This window comes from Cupriavidus sp. UYPR2.512 (assembly GCF_000379565.1).
In the GTDB taxonomy this organism is placed as follows: domain Bacteria; phylum Pseudomonadota; class Gammaproteobacteria; order Burkholderiales; family Burkholderiaceae; genus Cupriavidus.
Window position 1 is genome coordinate 189,612 of record NZ_KB903162.1, and the last position, 18,870, is coordinate 208,481.

Annotated in this window: 16 protein-coding genes; 5 read left to right on the forward strand and 11 right to left on the reverse strand. The window is 67.9% G+C overall.

All coding sequences use genetic code 11. The annotated features are described in order from the left end of the window. Positions 1 to 139: 139 nt before the first annotated feature. Complete coding sequence (locus A3A5_RS0128855; protein WP_026201239.1) at positions 140 to 2,512, forward strand: penicillin-binding protein 1A; 2,373 nt, start codon at positions 140 to 142, stop codon at positions 2,510 to 2,512. Between the two features lie 71 nt (positions 2,513 to 2,583). Here the strand turns inward: A3A5_RS0128855 and cyaY are convergent, their stop codons facing one another. Continuing rightward, positions 2,584 to 2,919 (reverse strand): iron donor protein CyaY, encoded by a 336-nt coding sequence (gene cyaY, locus A3A5_RS0128860; protein WP_018313940.1) that lies wholly within the window; start codon positions 2,917 to 2,919, stop codon positions 2,584 to 2,586. Positions 2,920 to 3,300: 381 nt separating this feature from the next. On the opposite strand from cyaY, the gene lysA reads away from it, so the two are divergent. Beyond that, the gene (gene lysA / locus A3A5_RS0128865; protein ID WP_018313941.1) at positions 3,301 to 4,560 is read left to right on the forward strand and encodes a diaminopimelate decarboxylase; all 1,260 of its coding nucleotides are present in this window, start codon (positions 3,301 to 3,303) and stop codon (positions 4,558 to 4,560) included. A gap of 19 nt (positions 4,561 to 4,579) precedes the next feature. Here lysA and msrQ read toward each other — a convergent pair whose 3' ends face one another. The 8 genes from msrQ to A3A5_RS0128905 all read right to left on the reverse strand — a co-directional run bounded on the left by msrQ (position 4,580) and on the right by A3A5_RS0128905 (position 12,711). After that, positions 4,580 to 5,278, reverse strand: a complete 699-nt coding sequence (gene msrQ, locus A3A5_RS0128870; protein ID WP_018313942.1) for a protein-methionine-sulfoxide reductase heme-binding subunit MsrQ — start codon at positions 5,276 to 5,278, stop codon at positions 4,580 to 4,582. After that, positions 5,278 to 6,279, reverse strand: coding sequence for a protein-methionine-sulfoxide reductase catalytic subunit MsrP (msrP, locus tag A3A5_RS0128875; protein ID WP_018313943.1), 1,002 nt, complete (start codon positions 6,277 to 6,279; stop codon positions 5,278 to 5,280). Before msrP ends, msrQ begins: the two co-directional genes overlap by 1 nt. A gap of 178 nt (positions 6,280 to 6,457) precedes the next feature. Beyond that, positions 6,458 to 7,300 (reverse strand): anti-sigma factor, encoded by an 843-nt coding sequence (locus A3A5_RS0128880; RefSeq protein WP_018313944.1) that lies wholly within the window; start codon positions 7,298 to 7,300, stop codon positions 6,458 to 6,460. Further along, entirely contained in the window at positions 7,297 to 7,839 is a 543-nt protein-coding gene (locus A3A5_RS0128885) for an RNA polymerase sigma factor (RefSeq protein WP_013958232.1), read from the reverse strand. The genes A3A5_RS0128880 and A3A5_RS0128885 overlap by 4 nt, the downstream gene beginning before the upstream one ends. A 30-nt stretch (positions 7,840 to 7,869) precedes the next feature. Then, on the reverse strand, positions 7,870 to 8,298 hold the full coding sequence (locus A3A5_RS0128890) for a hypothetical protein (protein ID WP_026201240.1): 429 nt from the start codon (positions 8,296 to 8,298) through the stop codon (positions 7,870 to 7,872). Between the two features lie 160 nt (positions 8,299 to 8,458). Beyond that, complete coding sequence (ccsB, locus tag A3A5_RS0128895; protein WP_018313946.1) at positions 8,459 to 9,661, reverse strand: c-type cytochrome biogenesis protein CcsB; 1,203 nt, start codon at positions 9,659 to 9,661, stop codon at positions 8,459 to 8,461. Between the two features lie 16 nt (positions 9,662 to 9,677). Beyond that, positions 9,678 to 11,864 carry a cytochrome c biogenesis protein ResB gene (locus A3A5_RS0128900; protein WP_018313947.1) on the reverse strand — a complete coding sequence of 729 codons (2,187 nt, stop codon included), beginning with the start codon at positions 11,862 to 11,864 and terminating at the stop codon, positions 9,678 to 9,680. Between the two features lie 187 nt (positions 11,865 to 12,051). Continuing rightward, the gene (locus tag A3A5_RS0128905) at positions 12,052 to 12,711 is read right to left on the reverse strand and encodes a c-type cytochrome (RefSeq protein ID WP_010812367.1); all 660 of its coding nucleotides are present in this window, start codon (positions 12,709 to 12,711) and stop codon (positions 12,052 to 12,054) included. Between the two features lie 500 nt (positions 12,712 to 13,211). Between A3A5_RS0128905 and yihA the strand changes: the two genes are divergently transcribed. The 3 genes from yihA (at position 13,212) to A3A5_RS0128920 (ending at position 16,415) form a co-directional block, all read left to right on the forward strand. Then, complete coding sequence (yihA, locus tag A3A5_RS0128910; RefSeq protein WP_018313948.1) at positions 13,212 to 13,913, forward strand: ribosome biogenesis GTP-binding protein YihA/YsxC; 702 nt, start codon at positions 13,212 to 13,214, stop codon at positions 13,911 to 13,913. A 263-nt stretch (positions 13,914 to 14,176) separates the two neighbouring features. After that, positions 14,177 to 15,169, forward strand: coding sequence for a porphobilinogen synthase (gene hemB / locus A3A5_RS0128915; RefSeq protein ID WP_018313949.1), 993 nt, complete (start codon positions 14,177 to 14,179; stop codon positions 15,167 to 15,169). Positions 15,170 to 15,191: 22 nt separating this feature from the next. Then, a complete protein-coding gene (locus A3A5_RS0128920; RefSeq protein ID WP_018313950.1) occupies positions 15,192 to 16,415 on the forward strand; it encodes a magnesium transporter CorA family protein in 1,224 nt (407 codons plus the stop codon). Positions 16,416 to 16,431: 16 nt separating this feature from the next. On the opposite strand, the gene dsbD is transcribed toward A3A5_RS0128920, so the two are convergent. Further along, positions 16,432 to 18,330, reverse strand: a complete 1,899-nt coding sequence (dsbD, locus tag A3A5_RS0128925; RefSeq protein ID WP_018313951.1) for a protein-disulfide reductase DsbD — start codon at positions 18,328 to 18,330, stop codon at positions 16,432 to 16,434. Between the two features lie 73 nt (positions 18,331 to 18,403). After that, positions 18,404 to 18,787, reverse strand: coding sequence for a divalent-cation tolerance protein CutA (gene cutA / locus A3A5_RS0128930; protein WP_018313952.1), 384 nt, complete (start codon positions 18,785 to 18,787; stop codon positions 18,404 to 18,406). Positions 18,788 to 18,870: the final 83 nt, after the last annotated feature.

An 18,870-nucleotide genomic window follows, 5' to 3' on the forward strand; every position in this document is an offset into this window, starting at 1 on the left:
CGCAACAGCGCCGTGCATGCCAGCATTCGCCACATTACATCTTGTAACAGCGCGATAGCGGCGCCCGCACCACTGTACGCCCGGGCGGGCCGATGCCGGAAGATATAATCCCGGGCACCCCTGACTAGGTATTTCCCTTATGGCCACCGCACAACACAAGTCCCACCCTGCCCGCCGCTCAATCTGGGCGCGGCTCATGTTCGGGGCGGTCGGACTGGTTGTCGCCGGAGCCGTCGTGATCGCGCTGCTGCTTGGCTACGCGCTGCTGGTGGCTGCGCCCAACCTGCCATCGCTGGACACCATCACCGACTACCGGCCCAAGATCCCGCTTCGCATCTACACCGCGGACAATGTGCTGATCGGTGAATTCGGCGAAGAGCGGCGCAATTTCGTGCCCATCGCCGAGATTCCGGACGTGATGAAAAAGGCGGTCCTGGCGATCGAGGACGACCGCTTCTACGAGCACGGCGGCGTCGACTTCGTCGGCGTGTTGCGCGCCGGCCTGGCCAACCTGCGCGGCGGGCTGTCGCAGGGCGCCTCCACCATCACCATGCAGGTGGCGCGCAACTTCTTCCTGTCCAGCGAGAAGACCTACACGCGCAAGATCTACGAGATGCTGCTGGCGTACAAGATCGAGGCCAACCTGAACAAGGACCAGATCCTCGAGCTGTACATGAACCAGATCTACCTGGGGCAGCGCGCCTATGGCTTCGACAGCGCCGCGCGCGCGTACTTCGGCAAATCGGTGCGTGACGTGACGCCGGCCGAGGCCGCCATGCTGGCCGGCCTGCCCAAGGCGCCGTCGGCGTACAACCCGGTGGTCAATCCGCGCCGCGCCAAGGTGCGCCAGGAGTACATCCTGCAGCGCATGCGCGACCTGGGCTATATCACGCCCGACCAGTACGAGCAGGCCGTGCATGCCGAGCTGAAGGTGCGCACCGAGGGCAACGAGTTCTCGACCCACGCCGAGTACGTCGCCGAAATCGTGCGCCAGCTGATGTACGCGCAGTACCGCGAAGAAACCTACACGCGCGGCCTGACGGTCTACACCACGCTGACCAAGCCGGACCAGGACGCCGCCTATGAGTCGGTGCGCAGCGGCATCATGAACTACGAGCGCAAGCACGGCTACCGCGGCCCCGAGGCCTTTATCGACCTGCCCACCGACCCGGCCGAGCGCGAGCAGGCCATCGACGATGCGCTGGTCGAGCACCCCGGCAGCGGCGACCTGCGCTCCGCCGTGGTCACCAGCGTGTCGGCCAGGCAGGTAAAGGCAACGCTGCTGTCCGGCGAAGTGGCAACCATCGAAGGACCGGCGCTGCGCTTTATCTCGCCGTCGCTGTCGTCCAATGCGCAACCCAAGATGAAGATGCGCCCCGGCGCGGTCATCCGCGTGACCCAGGACGAGAAAGGCAACTGGTCGGTGACCCAGCTGCCGGAAGTGGCCGCGGCGTTCGTGTCGATCAACCCCCAGGACGGCGAGATCCGTTCGATGGTGGGCGGCTTCGACTTCAACCGCAACAAGTTCAACCACGTGACCCAGGCCTGGCGCCAGCCGGGTTCCAGCTTCAAGCCGTTCATTTACTCGGCCGCGCTGGAAAAGGGCTTCTCGCCGGCCACTGTGATCAACGACGCACCGCTGACGATCGGCCCTGATACCGGCGGCCAAGTGTGGGAACCGAAGAACTATGACGGCCGCTTCGAGGGCCCGATGACCATGCGCCGCGCGCTGGCCAAGTCCAAGAACCTGGTCTCGGTGCGGATCCTGCGCGCGATCGGCACGCAGTACGCGCAGGACTACATCACGCGCTTTGGCTTCGAGGCCGACAAGCACCCGGCCTACCTGCCGATGGCGCTGGGCTCGGGCGCCGTGACGCCGCTGCAGATGGCGGGCGCGTACTCGGTGTTCGCCAACGGCGGCTACCGCGTCAACCCGTACCTGATCCAGAAGGTGGTGGACGCGCGCGGCAACGTGATCTCCGAAACCCAGCCGCAGCGCGCCGGCACCGACGCCGTGCGCGTGCTGGACGCACGCACCGCCTTTATCGCCGACACCATGCTGCGCGACGTGGTGCGCATGGGCACCGCCAACCCCGCCAAGCAGCGCCTGGGCCGCAACGACCTGGCGGGCAAGACCGGCACCACCAACGACGCGGTCGATGCCTGGTTCGCCGGCTACACGCCCAACCTGGTGGCGATCGCCTGGATGGGCTACGACCAGCCCAAGAGCCTGGGCGTGCGCGAGACCGGTGGCGGCCTGGCCCTGCCGATCTGGGTGGGCTACATGAGCAAGGCGCTCAAGGGCGTGCCGGAGTCGCCCGAGCGCCCTGCGCCCGAAGGCGTGCTGATGGTGGGCGGCGACTGGACCTTCGAAGAAAACGCCGGCGGCGCCGGGGTGGCTTCGGTGGGCCTGGGCGATCCGTGGCCGGGCAAGCCGGAGGAATCGGCCACCGCGCCGGCCGACACCGAGGGCGAGAAGAAGAAGATCCTGGAGATGTTCGGCGGCGCCTGACCACGGCCGCCAGACAGCAGAAAGCCGGCCAAGAGGCCGGCTTTTCTTTTGCCCGCGAGGCAGGCTTTGCGTCAGCCCAGCCTGAGGGCCGCGCCAGCCTGCTCGCTGACGTAGCCCGACAGCGCCGCATACAGCTCGCCGCCGTTGCGGGTGTCGATCCAGCGCTCGCCGTCGCGGCGGAAGTGGAAGCCGCCGGCGCGCGCGGCCACCCACAGTTCCTGCATCGGCGCCTGGCTATTGATGATGATCTTGGTGCCGTTCTCGAACTCCAGCTCCATCACGTTGCCAGTGCGGCTGATCTCAATATCGGCGTCGGCCGCGTCAGCGGCCGACTCGACCGTGGCTTCGATGCGGTCCAGCTCCTGCGTGGCCAGGGCCAGGAACTCGCTTTCGCTCAGGGGGGGCATGCTAAACTCCGAGACCGCCGTTGCCGCCGCTGCCCGGACCGGGCGTACGTGGCGCGAACGGCTTTTTTGTTAAGAATCCTTCGGATGCCCTGCCGTTGCGCGCCGGGCCATCCAACGCCTTGCCAACAGCCTAAAGGACGACCCGATGCTGCGTCGTGTTGCGATTGTATCGGCGTTTGCCGCCGCCCTTGCGATGCCCCTACTGGGCGGATGCGGCATCCGCGGGCCGCTGACCATGCCCAAAGTGCCACCCGAGCCGACCCCGCCAACCGTGACGGATCCGGGCCTGGGCCGCGCCGATGCCATGCCGGCCCCGCCCGCCACCCCAGCCCCCGCCACGCAACCGGCCTCGTCCCCTGCCGCTCCCATCACCCGATAACCATGACCGCATTCTTCCATCGCCAGGACGGCGCGCTTGCCGTCGAGCAGGTGCCGCTGGCGCGCATTGCCGCTGAATTCGGCACGCCGACCTATGTGTACTCGCGCGCGGCGCTGAGCGCCGCCTACCAGGCCTACGCCGCCGCCTGCAAGGGCCGCAAGGCGCAGGTCCAGTACGCCATGAAGGCAAACTCAAACCTGGCGGTGCTGCAGGTGTTTGCCAAGCTCGGTGCCGGCTTCGACATCGTCTCGGGCGGCGAGCTCAAGCGCGTGCTGGCCGCCGGCGGTGACCCGCGCAAAGTGGTGTTCTCCGGCGTGGGCAAGAGCGCGGCGGAAATGGAACTGGCGCTGGCACACGAGGTGCGCTGCTTCAATGTCGAGTCGATCCCCGAGCTGGACCGCCTGAACGAAGTCGCCGGCCGCGTGGGCAAGCGTGCGCGCGTGTCGCTGCGCATCAACCCGGACGTGGATGCCAAGACGCACCCGTATATCTCCACCGGCCTGAAGGGCAACAAGTTCGGCATCGCCTTCGAGGACGTGCTGCCGACCTACCGCGCCGCGGCCGCGCTGCCGCACCTGGAGGTGACCGGCATCGACTGCCATATCGGTTCGCAGATCACCGAGGTCGAGCCCTACCTGGAAGCGCTGGACAAGGTGCTGGACGTGGTCGAGGCGTTGGAACGAGAAGGCATCAGCCTGGAACATATCGACGTAGGCGGCGGTCTGGGCATCACCTACACCGACGAAACCCCGCCGGACATCACCGGCTTTGCCACCACGCTGCTGGAACGCGTGGCCGCGCGCGGCCACGGCCACCGCGAAGTGCTGTTCGAGCCGGGCCGATCGCTGGTGGGCAACGCCGGCGTGCTGCTGACGCAGGTGGAGTTCCTCAAGCCCGGCGCGGCCAAGAACTTCTGCATCGTCGATGCCGCCATGAATGACCTGGCACGCCCGGCGATGTACGAGGCCTACCACCGCATCGAGCCGGTGGTGCTGCGCGACGCGCAAGCGGTGACCTACGACATCGTCGGCCCGGTGTGCGAATCCGGCGACTGGCTGGGCCGCGACCGCGCGCTGGCGGCGCAGCCGGGCGACCTGCTGGCAGTGATGTCGGCCGGCGCCTACGGCTTCACCATGAGCTCAAACTACAATACCCGCCCGCGCGCCGCCGAAGTGATGGTCGATGGCGCCAGGGTGCACCTGGTGCGCGAGCGCGAACTGGTCGAGGACCTGTTCCGCGACGAACGCCTGCTGCAGGACTAATTCCCAAAGCCCGGCCCGCCTACGCGGCGGGCTGGCGCGCCCCCGCGGCCGGCTTGCGCAGCCGCCACCACAGCCGCATCCCCAGCAGCACGAACACCACCGCCGCATAGATCGATACTTCGCCGAAGTCGTTCTTGCCCGCCTTGTGCCACCAGTAGTGCAGGATGGCCAGCACGGCGATCGCATAGACCAGCTTGTGCAGCGCCTGCCAGCGCTTGCCGCCCAGCCAGCGCACCATGCCGTTGGTCGAAGTCAGCGCCAGCGGGATCATCAGCATGAAGGCGGTGAACCCAACCGTGATGAAGGGCCGCTTGTACACGTCCTTGATCATGTACGCGAGGTCAAACCCGCGGTCCACGCCGATCCACAGCAGGAAGTGCTGCAGGCCGTAGAAGAACGCGAACAGGCCCAGCATGCGCCGCAGCTTGATCAGCCAGTTCCAGCCGGTGAGGCGGCGCAGCGGGGTGATGGTCAGCGTCAGGCACAGCATCACCAGCGTCCAGGTGCCGGTGGAGCGCGTAACGAATTCCAGGGGATTGGCGCCGAACTGTTCGGTGGCGCCCAGGTACAGCAGCCGCACGAACGGCAACAGTGCCAGCAGCCAGAGCGCGAGCTTGAGCGTGCGCACGCGCTGCGGCGACAGCGAGGCCAGGCCCGCCGGCTTGCGCGCCGCGGCCGCGGCGCTGGTGGAAGAGGTAGCCATGCGCCCGCCTTGCATCAGAAGAACTTCTTCAGGTCCATGCCCTGGTACAGCGACGCCACCTGCTGGCCGTAACCATTGAACGGCAGGGTCTTGCGCTTGGGTGCGAACAGCGCGCCAAAGCCGCTGCCGCGCTCCTCGCCGATGCGGCGCTCGGTGGCCTGGCTCCAGCGCGGATGGTCCACGTCCGGATTCACGTTCGAATAGAAGCCGTATTCCTGCGGCGCGGCCAGGTTCCAGCTGGTGGGCGGCTGCTTGTCGACAAAGCGGATCTTCACGATCGACTTGGCACTCTTGAAGCCGTACTTCCACGGCACCACCATGCGCACCGGCGCGCCGTTCTGGTTGGGCAGGACCTCGCCATACAGGCCGAAGGTCAGCAGCGCCAGCGGGTGCATGGCCTCGTCCATGCGCAGACCCTCGCTGTACGGCCAGTCGAGCACGCCGCTGCTGACGCCGGGCATCTGCTTCTTGTCGGCCAGCGTGATGAACTGGATGTACCTGGCACCCGGCTGCGGCTCGACGCGCCGGATCAGCTCGGCCAGCGGGTAGCCGATCCACGGGATCACCATCGACCAGCCTTCCACGCAGCGCAGGCGGTAGACGCGCTCTTCCATTGCCGCCAGCTTCATCAGCTCGTCCAGCTCATAGACCCTGGGCTTCTTCACCAGCCCTTCCACCGCCACCTGCCACGGGCGCGGGCGCAGCGTGCCGGCGTTGCGCGCCGGGTCGGACTTGTCGGTGCCAAATTCGTAGAAGTTGTTGTAGGTGGTGACGTCCTCGAAGGGCGTGCGCTTGTCGGTGATGACGTAGGCGTTGTTGGGCGTGGCGGCCAGCTTCTGGCCGTGCTGCCCCTGCGCCAGGGCCTGGCGCGCAAACCACGGCGCCAACGAACTGCCGGCGGCGCCGGCGGCGGCCAGCGCCAGCATGCGGCGGCGCGCTTCGAAGACGTGACGGGGCGTGATCTCGCTGGCGGCGATATCGCCGCCGCGCAGCCATTTGGGGGAAGGGATCAGCATGGTTTTCCTCGTTGCCTGGCCGTGCCGGCGCCGGTCGCGCCCACACTCTTGCAGGATTGGACTCTGGGCTTGGTCGGAGAGTGCGGGCCAGTCCTGACAGTTTTTTTGCCTGCGTCGGAATGCCGCGGGTCATGAGGCGTCAGGCGCACGCAGTGTGCCGCCGGCACCTCGCGCCCGGCTATCCGCCCTGGTATTGCTGGTACACCACCTGCGCCAGCGTCAGCAGCCGCGCCCGTTCCAGCGGGCCCGCCAGCGCAAAGCCCAGGTCGCGGTCGATCCAGTAGAAGGCCATCATCGGGTCGCGGCCGGCGGCTGGCCGCCTGGTGCCGCCGCCTGGCATGCGCTCGACGCGAAAGCCCGTATCGGGCGTGCCCTGTGCCATGCGCCGCAGCTGCAGCGACAGGCGCGTGCCATCGTCCGCTTCATACATCAGGATGGCCGACGGGCCGCCTTCGGCCACGCCCAGCCGGCCGCCGATCAGGTGGAAGCCCTGCGCGCGCAGGTCAGGCACTTGCAGCGCCGTGCCCAGGCGCTTGGACAGCCATGCGATCAGGTGGGCCTCTTCCGTCGCCGCGACTTCAACCGGGTGGCGCATTTCCGGGGCGTAGACCGCGTGCGTGGCCAGCGCCTCGCGCGCAAAGCGCTCGCCGGGCGCCATCGCCACGGACACGCCGCCAAGGCGGCCATGGGCCAGCCAGCCGAGAACGCCGCCGACAGACAGCAGCGCCACCGACGCGCAGGCGGCCGCCAGAGCCATGGTCCAGCGCGGCCGCCGTGGCCGCGCGGCGTCGCGCCGGCCATCGCCATGCAGCCCGGGCGGCAAGGCCGCGAGCGGCACCGGTTCGTTCAGTATTGGATCCAGCCCCCCGTGCAGGGCATCGGCCTGCCGGCGCCAGGCGGCAACCTGCGCCGCCGCGTCCGGGTGCTGTGCCAGGTACGCCTCCACGGCGGCGCGGCGCGCGCCGGAAAGCTGGCCATCGGCGTAGGCGTGGAGATCGGCTTCGTGGATGGCGGACATCATTTCACCCGCTGCAGGGGCTTGCCGGAAGCTGCCGGCGCGGCAGCGGGCGCCTTGCCGTCGAGCAGCCGGCGCATCTGCTCTCGCGCCCGCGCCAGGCGTGACATCACCGTGCCCTGCGGCACGTCGAGCACGCGCGCGGCCTCGGCATACGTCAGTTGCTCCAGGCTGACCAGCAGCAGCACCGCGCGCTGCGCCTCCGGCAGTTGCGCCAGCGCCTGCACCAGGTCGCGGCGCAGGCCGGGGTCGTCAGCGGGCGCGCTGACCTCGGGCAGCGTATCAGTGGTGACCACCAGTTCCTTCCTGCGCACGGTATTCAGGCGCAGGCGGTGCATCAGGGTCAGCAGCCACGGCAGCAGGCCATCGGCGCCGTCGCCCCACCAGGCGCCGGGGCGCAGGCGGAAGCGCCAGCGGTAGCGCAGCGCGCGCTCGAGTGTGTCCTGCACCAGGTCGTCGGCCAGCGCCGCGTCGCCGGTGAGGCCGCGCGCATGGCGCCGCAGCCGCGGCGCCAGCGCGACGAGCTGGCCGTCAAACCCTTCCATGCCGTGGCTGCGGTGGTGGCTGCTGAAGCGTCAGGGCTTGGCCACGTGCCAGACGTTGTTGAGGTTGTCGCCGGCGCGGTCGCCCGGCTTGGCGTCCTTGGCAAAGCGGTACAGCGGCATGCCGCGGTACGCCCACTGCTTGCCGCCGTCATCGCGCGTGATGATGGTGTACTGGCCCGACGCATTGGTGCCAGGCGCGGCCATCAGGGGCGGCCAGTTGGTGGCGCACGGGCCGTTGCAGGCGCTCTTGCCGCTGCCGGCGGTGTCGCGGTCGAAGGTGTACAGCGTCAGACCCTGCGGATCGGTCAGCACGCCACTGGCCACCTTCACCGTAGGCGGCATGTTGCCGGCAATGCCGCCCATGCCGGCACAGCCGGCGAGCAGGACCGCCGCACAGCCGAGCGCGAGCGCGGCGGGACGAACGAGGGATGCAGCAGCGTTACGACGCAGACTTGCCATGATCTTGTTCTCCATGCAAACCGGTGCCGCCAACCGGCACCGCTCCTCAAGTAAACACCGGATGTGATGCCTTTATTCCCCTGGGCGTCCAAAAAAATTGAAAAAAGACAAAAAAAAACCTGCCCGGAGACAGGTTTTTGCATTGCAGCATGGCGCCCCGTCACAGTTCGCCGTAGCTGTGCAGCCCCGACAGGAACATGTTGACGCCCAGGAACGCGAAGGTCGTCACCAGCAGCCCGACCAGCGCCCACCAGGCCGCCACCGTGCCGCGCAGGCCCTTCATCAGCCGCATGTGCAGCCACGCCGCGTAGTTCAGCCAGACAATCAGCGCCCAGGTTTCCTTCGGGTCCCAGCTCCAGTAGCCGCCCCAGGCCTCCGCCGCCCACAGCGCGCCCAAGATGGTGGCAATAGTGAAGAAGGCAAAGCCGACCGCGATGGCCTTGTACATCACATCATCGAGCAGCTCCAGCGATGGCAGGCGTTCGGCCAGGATGCCGCGCTGCTTGAGCAGGTAGGCCACTGAGACCATCGCCGCCAGCGCAAAGGTGCCGTAGCCGATAAAGTTGGCCGGCACGTGGATCTTCATCCACCAGCTTTGCAGCGCCGGCACCAACGGCTGGATCTCCTGCGCATTGCGGCTGACCGTGTACCACAGCAGGAAGCCCACCGCGGCCGACACCACCAGCATCACGAACGGGCCCAGCGCGCGCGTGGCGTAGCGGCCTTCGTAGTACAGGTAGAACAGAGAAGTGATCAGCGTGAACAGCACGAACACTTCATACAGGTTGGAAATGGGGATATGGCCGATGTCCGTGCCGATCAGGTAGGACTCGTACCAGCGCACCAGCAGGCCGGTGAAACCCAGCACCACCGCGCCCCAGCACAGCTTGCTGCCGATGCTGTAGCCCGTGCTCGAGCGCGTCGCCAGCCCGAGCCAGTAGAACAGCGTGGACAGGAACACCAGTGCGCTCATCCACAGGATGGCCGACTGGCTCGACAGGAAATACTTCAGGAAGAAGGCCTGGTCCGCGCGCGCCAGCTGCCCCTGGTAGAGCTGGATCGCGAACAGCGACAGCGCGGTGAGCGCCAGCATCAGCGGGCGCACAGCCTTCCAGTGCCAGCCCAGTAGCGCAAAAGTAGGCACGGCGCCGATCAGCACGGCCTTGTCGTAGCCGTTCATCCACTGCCCGTATTGCGACAGCGCCACGCCGGCGCCAACCGCCAGCGCCAGCGCAAAGAGCCAGTCCACCCAGGTCAAGCGGCGCAGGAAGGAAGGTTCGAGATAGGCCTCGTCAGCCGCGCCGGTGTCGGCGCGCGTGGTGCCGCGCATGGCGGGACCGGCCTGGTTCACATTTGAGGACATAGCGTACCTGCTCAATTCAGTGGGGAGTGCCGGCGGGCTCGGGCGCGTCGCTGCGGCCTCCTGCGGCGCGGCCGATATCGTCGCGCAGCGCCGTGAATTCCTTTTCAAAATCCATCGTGCGGCGCTGGGTCGACATTGCCATCAGCACATGGCTGCCTGGCTCGGTGTCGCCCTCGGCGGGCTTGTCTTTCACCCAGATCCAGACCCGGCGCTCACGAATATAGAACATCGCGAACACGCCCAGCACCAGCAGCAGACAGCCAAGATACACGATGTTCTTGCCCGGCGCACGGGTCAGCTGAAACACACTGGCCTTGATCTCCTTGAAGTCGTCGAGCTGCAGGAACACCGGCGCGCCGTAGAAGAAACTGTCCGACAGTGCGTTGATGGCCTGCTGCAGGAAGGTGCCGCTCTGGGCGCTGTTGGCCACCACCGGCAACTTGTCCTGGGCGCGCGCCAGTTGCCACAGTTCCCACATCGAGCCGTTCAGGATCTTCAGGAGCACGTCGGCCGCCTTCTGCTGCTCGGCCGGGGGCACGGATTTCTCCAGGAAGGCAGCGATCGCGGTGAAACCGCCCGGGGGCGAATCCGGCGTGGGCCGCGTGGCGCCGGCGAACAGATCGAGCGCACGCAGCGAGCTTTCCGCCAGCTGGCGGCGCAGGTCGGCCTTGTCATCGCCCGGCATCGACGCCAGCGCAAAGCGGCGCGCGGCCTCGCCGCGCAGCGCGCGCTCCTGCAGCGCGGCGCGCAGGCGCATCCAGTCGGCCACGCTGCCCTGGTCGTCGGCGGGGATGCGCAGATAGCGGAATTGTTCGCTGGGCGATTCGCGCATGCCGGCCAGGAACACCGACTGGCCGTCAATCTGCACCGGCACCATGTAGTTGTTGTACTCGCGCGCCTGGCCGGTGCGGTCGCGCAGCTTGTACTGCACCGACGGACCGACGTTGCGCAGCGTCTTGGCGCGGTCGGTGCTGGCGGCGGCGCCCAGGTGCTTTTCCAGCGTCTCGTTGAAGGACTTGCGCGCCACGCCGCGCGCGTCGGGCTTGCCCGAGGCATCGGTGACGTTCTCGATATTCATCAGCCGGAAGTCGCTGAACTCGACCGTCAGGCCTTCGCTGTCGGCGCTGGTGCCGGTGCCCGCCAGCGGCTTGTTGCCGCCCACCGCGCCATCGATGGTGAAGGTGGCGTGGCCGCTGCCCTGCATCGGGTAGCCGACGAACCTCAGGCGCGAGCCGCCGTCCTCGAAGCTGGACTGGTAGATGGCGATGCCATCGACGATCAGCGGCTCGTTCACCTTGATGGTGGCCTCGGTCTGCTTGCCGGTGGCGCGGTCGGTCACGATCACATCCGAGGCAAACAGCTTGGGCATGCCGGTCTCGTAGAAATCGACCTTGAACTTCTTCAGCGTGATCGCGAACGGCAGGTCCTGCACCAGCGCGCCGTCGGCGATGTTCAGGATGGCGGTGGACACGGTCGAGCCCTCGGGCACGTAAGCGTTGCCGCGAAAGCCCGGGTTGCTCGCCGACAGCCGGTGCTGCGGCGGGATCTCGCTGATGACCGCGTTGCCGCTGATCGGGGTCTTGCCGCCCAGCCACATCTGCGCGCGGATCAGCAGGTCGCCGTCCAGCAGGCCGCCAATGCAGATCACCACGATGGCGGTGTGCGCCAGGATATAGCCGGCCTTGTTGGCCGCACCGGCCTTGGCCGCCAGCAGCGTGGCACCGTCATGCCCGACCACCTTGAGGCGGTAGCCGCGGTTGCGCAGCAGCGCCGACAGGCGGCTTACCGCCTCGGTGCGCGGGCGCGCGCCGTCGAATTCGCCACGATGATGGAAGGCGCGCAGGCTGCGCTCGCGCACATGGTCCTTCCACGAGCGCATGTCCGCCACCATCTTGGGCGCATTGCGCACCAGGCAAAGGCTGGTCGACACCACCAGGAACGCCAGGATCAGCAGGAACCACCAGGAACCGTAGACCTTCTGCAGCGACAGCGTGTGGAACACATCGGCCCAGAACGGCCCGAACTGGTTGACGTAGTTCGGATACGGCTCGTTCTGCTTGAGCACGGTGCCGATCACGCTGGCGATGGAGATCACCGTCAGCAGCGCGATCGCGAAGCGCATCGAGGACAACAATTCGACCGCGTCGCGCAGCACGCGGTGAGAGGTCTTCAGGTGCAGCCCTGAAGTGGAAGCGGTCGGCATGTGCAGGGAAACCTAAAACAACGTGCGGCTTGTAAATGAAAAAAGGGCGGACATGCTTTGGCAAGCAGGCCACCCTTTTCGATTGTGACAGGCGCGTTCGGTTGCATGCCGCGGCACACCCGCCGGAACGGGGGCCGCCAAACCAACGCGCCGGCGCCTGGCGGGCGCCAGCGGAGTCGCGGAATCGTTATCGAACGCCGGCGACGTAATCCGCCACCGCCTTGATCTCGGCATCCGACATCTTGGCGGCGATGGTCGTCATGACCGGGTTGTTCTTGCGGGTGCCCTGGCGGAATGCCACCAGTTGTGCCTCGGTATAGTCCGCCCACTGGCCGCCGATGCGCGGGTACTGGGCGGGAATGCCGGCGGCAGTAGGACCGTGGCAGGCGGCGCAGGCGGGCACGCCCTTGGCAGCGATGCCACCGCGGTAGATCTTCTGGCCGGCTTCGATGGTGTCCTTGTTCTTGGCGGTGGCCGGCTTGAGCGACTGCTTGGCCAGGTAGGCGCCGACGTTGCGCATTTCTTCGTCGGTCAGCACCGACGCCATCGGCACCATGATCGCGTTGTTGCGTGCCTTGGACTTGAAGTCGGCCAGCTGCTTGTGGACGTACTCGGGATGCTGGGCGGCCAGCTTCGGGTTGGCGGCGGCGGCGCTGTTGCCGGCGGCGCCGTGGCAGCTCAGGCAGGCGGGTACATTGCGGTCGGGGGCACCTTGCGTGTACAGCGTTTCACCCTTGGCCGGGTCAGCCTTTGCGGCGGCCTGCTCTGCGGCAGATGCCATTCCGGAAAGGGCGGCGGCAGGAACGGCCAAAGCCAGGACACCCAGAATCTTCGCAATGCGGTTCATTCGCACACCTTCTCTGAATTGTTTTGGATACCGTGATGCGTGCCGGCCCGGCGCTTTGCCGGCGATGAGGACGCGCCGGTGCAAAGGCTGGTATCGTGGCGACCCGCGCGCGGCTGACCGATCCGCAAAGCGCTGGCCGTGGCGGCAGACCCCGCCAGCCCGCTCCCGCCTCCGCCGCACCCTCCGGTGCAACGTGAAATGCGGGGCAAGGGCCCTGCCCACGATGGAACGACACACTAGGCTTCCCGCCCGGACGACGGCAGCCGAGGCACGCGGCCATGGATGCCACGCGTCACCCGTTCAGGAGACCGTTAACCGGCGTATTGTACAATAAGTTATGTGCCGGATTGATGCCTTGCGCCTTGTCATGCCCCCATCGGGCTGCGCCAGATCAACCCCGGCGGGCGGCCCAGGCCGCCAGCCATCCCACCCTGGCGAGACCCCGGCCCCGGCATGCGCAATGCGCGCAGCCCCCGCGGCCCGCCCCACCGCTCTAGCGCATGTCCCTTCTTCACCAGGCCCGCTTCTTCATCACCGTGAACCACCTGCGCGACCTGCCCGCCACGGCCGTGCCGGAGGTGGCGTTCGCCGGGCGCTCCAACGCCGGCAAGTCCACGGCCATCAACATCCTGTGCAACCAGAAGCGGCTGGCGTTCTCGTCGCGCACCCCCGGGCGCACGCAGCACATCAACTATTTCTCGGTGGCGCCGGTCAAGGCGCCTGACCCGCTCGCCTTCCTGGTCGACCTGCCCGGCTATGGCTATGCCGAGGTCTCGGGCACGGCCAAGTACCACTGGCAGGGGCTGCTGAGCGACTATGTGCAGACGCGCCAGCAACTGTCCGGCCTGATCCTGATGATGGACGCGCGCCGTCCGTTCACGGATCTCGATTGCCAGATGGTGGAGTGGTTCCTGCCGACGGGGCGCCCCATCCACGTGCTGCTGACCAAGGCCGACAAGCTGACCAACAGCGACAACGCCAAGGCGCTGCGCGAGACCCGCAAGATGCTGCAGGGCTACGCCGAGCAGATGGAAGCACCGGTGCCGATGACGGCACAGCTCTTCTCCAGCCTGAAGCGCCGCGGCATCGAAGAGGCGCAGGGCGTGATCGCCGGCTGGCTCAACCTGCCGGAAGCGCAGAAGGCCGAAGCGAAGCCCGCAGCGGAGAAGACCGAGCCGCCTGCTGCCGATCCGGCGGTGTAATCGCCAAGTCAGCACACAAAAAAAAGCCCCGCTGCAAGCAACGGGGACAAACTTCCCGCCGCTGGGGCGGGTACCCGCTCAGGGAGGAGTAGCGGGGGACACCGCGCCACGCAGGGCGCAACGCAAAGTGTCCGCGAGTATGATAGCGGGCACGCTCAAAAGTTTAGTTTTTCTTCGGCCAGCCGCTTTGGGCCGCGCTTTGCCACGCGCGCCGTGCTTGCCGGCCCGCTTTCCTGTCCAGCCCTAGAGTCAAGACGCCCGCCATGTCCACCTTCCCCGAATACCGCCCGCGCCGCATGCGCCGCGATGATTTCTCCCGCCGCATGATGCGCGAGCATCGCCTGTCCCCGGACAACCTGATCTACCCCGTCTTCATCCTCGACGGCCAGAACCAGCGCCAGGCGGTGGCGTCGATGCCGGGCGTCGAGCGCGTGTCGGTCGACCTGCTGATGCCGGTGGCCGAAGACTGCGTCAAGCTGGGCATCCCCGTGATCGCGCTGTTCCCGGTGATCGACCCGTCGCTGAAGACGCCGGACGGCATCGAGGCCACCAACCCCGAGGGCCTGGTGCCGCGTGCCGTGCGCGCGCTCAAGGACCGCTTCCCCGAGCTCGGCGTGCTCTGCGACGTGGCGCTCGACCCATACACCAGCCACGGCCAGGACGGCGTGCTGGACGACAACGGCTACGTCATCAACGATGTGACCGTCGAGATCCTGGTGCGCCAGGCACTGGCACAGGCTGAAGCCGGTGTCGACATCGTCGCCCCGTCCGACATGATGGATGGCCGCATCGGCGCGGTGCGCACTGCGCTGGAAGACAACGGCCATATCCATACGCGCATCATGGCGTACTCGGCCAAGTATGCGTCGGCGTTCTACGGCCCCTTCCGCGATGCGGTGGGCTCGGCCGCCAACCTGGGCAAGGGCAACAAGATGACCTACCAGATGGATCCGGCCAATACCGACGAAGCCCTGCGCGAAGTGGCGCAGGACATCCTGGAAGGCGCCGACATGGTGATGGTCAAGCCCGGCATGCCGTACCTGGACATCGTGCGCCGCGTGAAGGAGGAGTTCCGCTTCCCCACCTACGTCTACCAGGTCAGCGGTGAATACGCGATGCTCAAGGCCGCCGCGCAGAACGGCTGGCTGGACCACGACAAGGTGATGATGGAATCGCTGCTGGCCTTCCGCCGCGCCGGCGCCGACGGCATCCTGACCTATTTCGCGCGCGACGCCGCGCGGCTGCTGACGGCCTGACCGGCTAACCGACAGAGCGCTTATGGAACTGCTCGGCTTCTCGGCCAGCCAGGTGCACCCGCTCGCCTCGCTCACCGAGGCGGGCAACTTCCTCAGCGGCAATGCCGCCGCGCTGTTCGTCTGGGCGGACTTTTCCACCGAGGAAGTCACCGCCGCGCCGGATGCCTGGCGCGAAAGCATGCGCCAGCTTGCCGGCGCGCCCATCCTGGACCTGCACCTGGTCGACGCCACCAATGCCGCGCATCCGTCGTACTTCGACACGACCAATGCGTACGACATGGTGATCTTCCGCAAGCTGACCTTCGAGACCAGCCGCGCCATCGCCGAGGCCGAGCCGCAGGATCCCGCGGCGGCCACGGCTGGCACGATGAAGGCGCCCGCAGCCGACGCCGCTGCCCGCCCGAAGCGCCATCCACCCGGCTTCCTGCCGGCGCTGGCCAAGATCGACACGCAGCCGGTCACGTTCTTCGTCTTCGATACCCTGCTGGTCACGGTGCGCTCCGGGCAGTCGCGCACGGTCGACCAGGTACGCCAGCGCCTGCTGGAACTGTGCCAGGCGCCGCGCCCGCAGGCCAGCCCCGCGCGCGGCAACGGCCAGCCGCTGCTGCACGGCGTGCGCCCGCCCAGCCGGCCCGAGGACCTGATGCTGCGCTTGCTCAATGCGATGGTCGACCGGTACCTGGAACTGCGCGCGCCACTGACCCGCCAGCTCGACCGCTGGCAGCGCGCGCTACTGAATTCGCGCCGCAACTTCTCAAGCTGGGAAGGCCTGCTGGATGCGCGCATCCAGCTGCGCAAGCTCGAACACCTGAGCGAAGAACAACGCGACGCGCTGCAGGAATTCCGCGACAGCCTGCTCGACAACCGCTACAGCAGTGACCAGCCCGGCGGCCCGGCCAATGCGCCGGGGCGCGACGAGGTGCTGCTGGTACGCATCAACGACGTGATGGAGCATATCCAGCGCGTGCTGGCGCACGCGCGCCGGCTGGAGGATTCGATCGAGTCGGCAGTGCAGATCCACTTCTCGGCGGTGGCGCACCGGACCAACCGCACCATGCGCACGCTGACGCTGATCACGGCACTGTTCATGCCGCTGACGCTGATCACCGGCGTCTTCGGCATGAACTTCGACCGCATGCCCTGGCTGCGCGAGCCGCACGGATTCTGGTGGTCGATCGGCCTGATGGGCGCCGTGGTGCTGGGGCTGGCCGCGCTGTGGGCGCTGGGGCGGCGGCTGGAACGGTAGCCGCGCCAAGTACGCCTCAGGTGCTGGTACGCGTGCCGAAGGCCCGCTCCAGGCTTTCCAGAAAGCGGTTGGCCGACTGGTAGCCGATCACGCGCACCGGGCGCTCGCGCCCGTCGGCCCCGAACAGGATGATGCCGGGCGGCCCGAACAGGCCGAAGCGCTTGAGCAGCGCCTTGTCGTCGGCATTGTTGGCGGTCACGTCCGCCTGCAGCAGCACGATCTCCGACAGCCGCGCGCGCACGCGCGGATCGACGAAGGTCATGTGTTCCATTTCCTTGCAGCTGACGCACCAGTCGGCGTAGAAATCCAGCAGCACCGGCTTGCCTGCGGCCGCGGCCTGCGCCACGCGGGCATCGAGCTCGGCCACGCTGCGCACGCGCTCGAAGCGCACCGCCTGCGCGCCAGGAGCGGCTTCTGCGCCACCGCGTGCCACGCTCAGGTGCGACAGCGGCTGCAGCGGATCGCGCCCGCCCGAGGCCACACCGATCAGCACGATGGCCGCCGCAATCGCAAACAGCACGCCCACGCCCTTGCCCACCCGCGCCAGGTTGCGCGGATCCGGGCCCAGGCCGTCAAAGGCGCCCAGGAACACCGCCGCCACCAGCAGCAGCGCCGCCAGTGCCAGCATCGAGGCCCAGGCCGGCAGCACCGGCCCCAGCATCCACAGCGCCACGCCCAGCAGCAGAAAGCCGAAAAAGCGCTTGGTGACCTCCATCCAGCGCCCGGCCCGTGGCAGCAGGTTGCCCGCGCCCACACCCACCAGCACCAGCGGCACACCCATGCCGATCGCCATCGCAAACAGCGCGGCGCCGCCGATCGCGGCATCGCGGGTCTGCGCGATATAGGCCAGCGCCCCGGCCAGCGGCGCGGTGACACAAGGCCCGACGATCAGCGCCGAGATCGCGCCCATCGCCGCCGCCCCCGCCACCTGGCCGCCCTGGCGGCGGTTTGACGATTCGGTCAGTCGGGTCTGCCAGCGCTGCGGCAGTTGCAGCTCGTACAGCCCGAACATCGACAGCGCCAGGGCCACCATCAGTGCCGCGAACAGGCCCAGCACCCACGGTGTCTGCAGCGCGGCCGACAGGCCCTCGCCCAGCAGCCCGGCAGCCACGCCGACCGCGGTGTACACCACCGCCATGCCCAGCACGTAGGCCAGCGACACCACCAGCGCACGGCCGCGCGTGACGTGCTCGCCCACCACGATCGAGGACAGGATCGGCACCATCGGCAGCACACAGGGGGTGAACGTCAGCAGCAGGCCCAGGCCGAAGAACAGCGCGGCGATCAGGGCCAGGTTGCGGCTCGCCAGCGCGCCGGCGATGCGGTCGCTGTCGTCGGCATGCAGCACCGCGGGGGCGGCTGGCGCCGGCGCGGGCATGGCCGCCGGCGCATCCGAGCGCCCGCGCTTGCCAAACAGGTCAGCCAGCCCGCTGCTTCCAACCTTGTACACGCTCTCCATCGGCGGATAGCACAGGCCCTTGTCGGCGCAGCCCTGCGAGGTGACCGTCAGCGACCACTTGCCGTCGGCCGGCGCCGCGTCAACCGGCACGCGGATGACCACGCTGTCGCGGTAGGTCTCCATCTCCTTGCCGAAGGTCTCGTCGAACTTGACCTTGCCGTGTGGATACGCCGGCGTGCCCAGCTTCACGTCGGCGGGCTGCGCGGCAAATGCGAAGCGCTCGCGGTACATGTAGTAGCCGGGAGCAACCTCGAAGCGTACCTCGACAGTCTTGTCGTCAAGCTGGCGCGCGGCAAAGCGGAAGGCCTGCTCCGGCGGCAGGAAATCGTCTTCGGTGGCGGCATGCGCGCCGCCCGCCAGGCACACCCAGGCCAATGCCGCCAGCAGCGCTGCGGCAATATGCCGCGCCCAGACCTGCCCGCGCGCGCGCTCCGGAAGTGCCAAACCGATGTTCATGTCGCTGTTTCCTGTCTGTCTTGAACCGGGGGTGCCGGCGTACCAGTTGCTGCGCTGCGTGCGCCGTTGACCCCTACTTGGCCGGCGCTGCGGTGGCCTCGGTCTCGCTGCGGACCCAGGCCAGGTACGGCGCGTAACCCGCCGTCACCGGCCAGGCAATGAGCTCCGGCACATCATAGGGGTGATGTTGCCGGATCACGGCCTCCAGCGCAGTGTAGCGCCCACGCGTGGTCTTGATCAGCAGCGGCCACTCCTGCGCGCGCTCCAGGTTGCCCTGCCACCAGTACTCGGACTCGACCGGCGCCAGGCGGTTCACGCAGGCGGCGGCCCGCGCCTGCAGCACTACCTGCGACAGGTGCGCCGCGGTCTCGGCGTCGGGGGTATTGGTGATCACGACGATCACCTCGGCCGGATCGCCCGGGGCGCCGGCGTCCGGCTGGCTGGCATGGCTTTGCATCGACATCTCCTTGCGGCAGGCACGTCGGTGGCCCAAAAACAAAAGAGCCAGGCAGATGCCTGGCTCGATTGTAAGCGGTGTGC

Excerpts from the sequence above, each read along its gene's own strand:
- A3A5_RS0128900 (WP_018313947.1), bottom strand. The coding sequence starts at position 11,864 with ATGCCGACCGCTTCCACTTCAGGGCTGCACCTGAAGACCTCTCACCGC.
- A3A5_RS0128855 (WP_026201239.1), top strand. The coding sequence starts at position 140 with ATGGCCACCGCACAACACAAGTCCCACCCTGCCCGCCGCTCAATCTGG.
- A3A5_RS0128905 (WP_010812367.1), bottom strand. The coding sequence starts at position 12,711 with ATGAACCGCATTGCGAAGATTCTGGGTGTCCTGGCTTTGGCCGTTCCT.
- ccsB (WP_018313946.1), bottom strand. The coding sequence starts at position 9,661 with ATGTCCTCAAATGTGAACCAGGCCGGTCCCGCCATGCGCGGCACCACG.
- A3A5_RS0128890 (WP_026201240.1), bottom strand. The coding sequence starts at position 8,298 with ATGGCAAGTCTGCGTCGTAACGCTGCTGCATCCCTCGTTCGTCCCGCC.
- dsbD (WP_018313951.1), bottom strand. The coding sequence starts at position 18,330 with ATGAACATCGGTTTGGCACTTCCGGAGCGCGCGCGCGGGCAGGTCTGG.
- cutA (WP_018313952.1), bottom strand. The coding sequence starts at position 18,787 with ATGCAAAGCCATGCCAGCCAGCCGGACGCCGGCGCCCCGGGCGATCCG.
- hemB (WP_018313949.1), top strand. The coding sequence starts at position 14,177 with ATGTCCACCTTCCCCGAATACCGCCCGCGCCGCATGCGCCGCGATGAT.
- lysA (WP_018313941.1), top strand. The coding sequence starts at position 3,301 with ATGACCGCATTCTTCCATCGCCAGGACGGCGCGCTTGCCGTCGAGCAG.
- yihA (WP_018313948.1), top strand. The coding sequence starts at position 13,212 with ATGTCCCTTCTTCACCAGGCCCGCTTCTTCATCACCGTGAACCACCTG.
- msrP (WP_018313943.1), bottom strand. The coding sequence starts at position 6,279 with ATGCTGATCCCTTCCCCCAAATGGCTGCGCGGCGGCGATATCGCCGCC.
- msrQ (WP_018313942.1), bottom strand. The coding sequence starts at position 5,278 with ATGCAAGGCGGGCGCATGGCTACCTCTTCCACCAGCGCCGCGGCCGCG.
- A3A5_RS0128880 (WP_018313944.1), bottom strand. The coding sequence starts at position 7,300 with ATGATGTCCGCCATCCACGAAGCCGATCTCCACGCCTACGCCGATGGC.
- A3A5_RS0128885 (WP_013958232.1), bottom strand. The coding sequence starts at position 7,839 with ATGGAAGGGTTTGACGGCCAGCTCGTCGCGCTGGCGCCGCGGCTGCGG.
- A3A5_RS0128920 (WP_018313950.1), top strand. The coding sequence starts at position 15,192 with ATGGAACTGCTCGGCTTCTCGGCCAGCCAGGTGCACCCGCTCGCCTCG.
- cyaY (WP_018313940.1), bottom strand. The coding sequence starts at position 2,919 with ATGCCCCCCCTGAGCGAAAGCGAGTTCCTGGCCCTGGCCACGCAGGAG.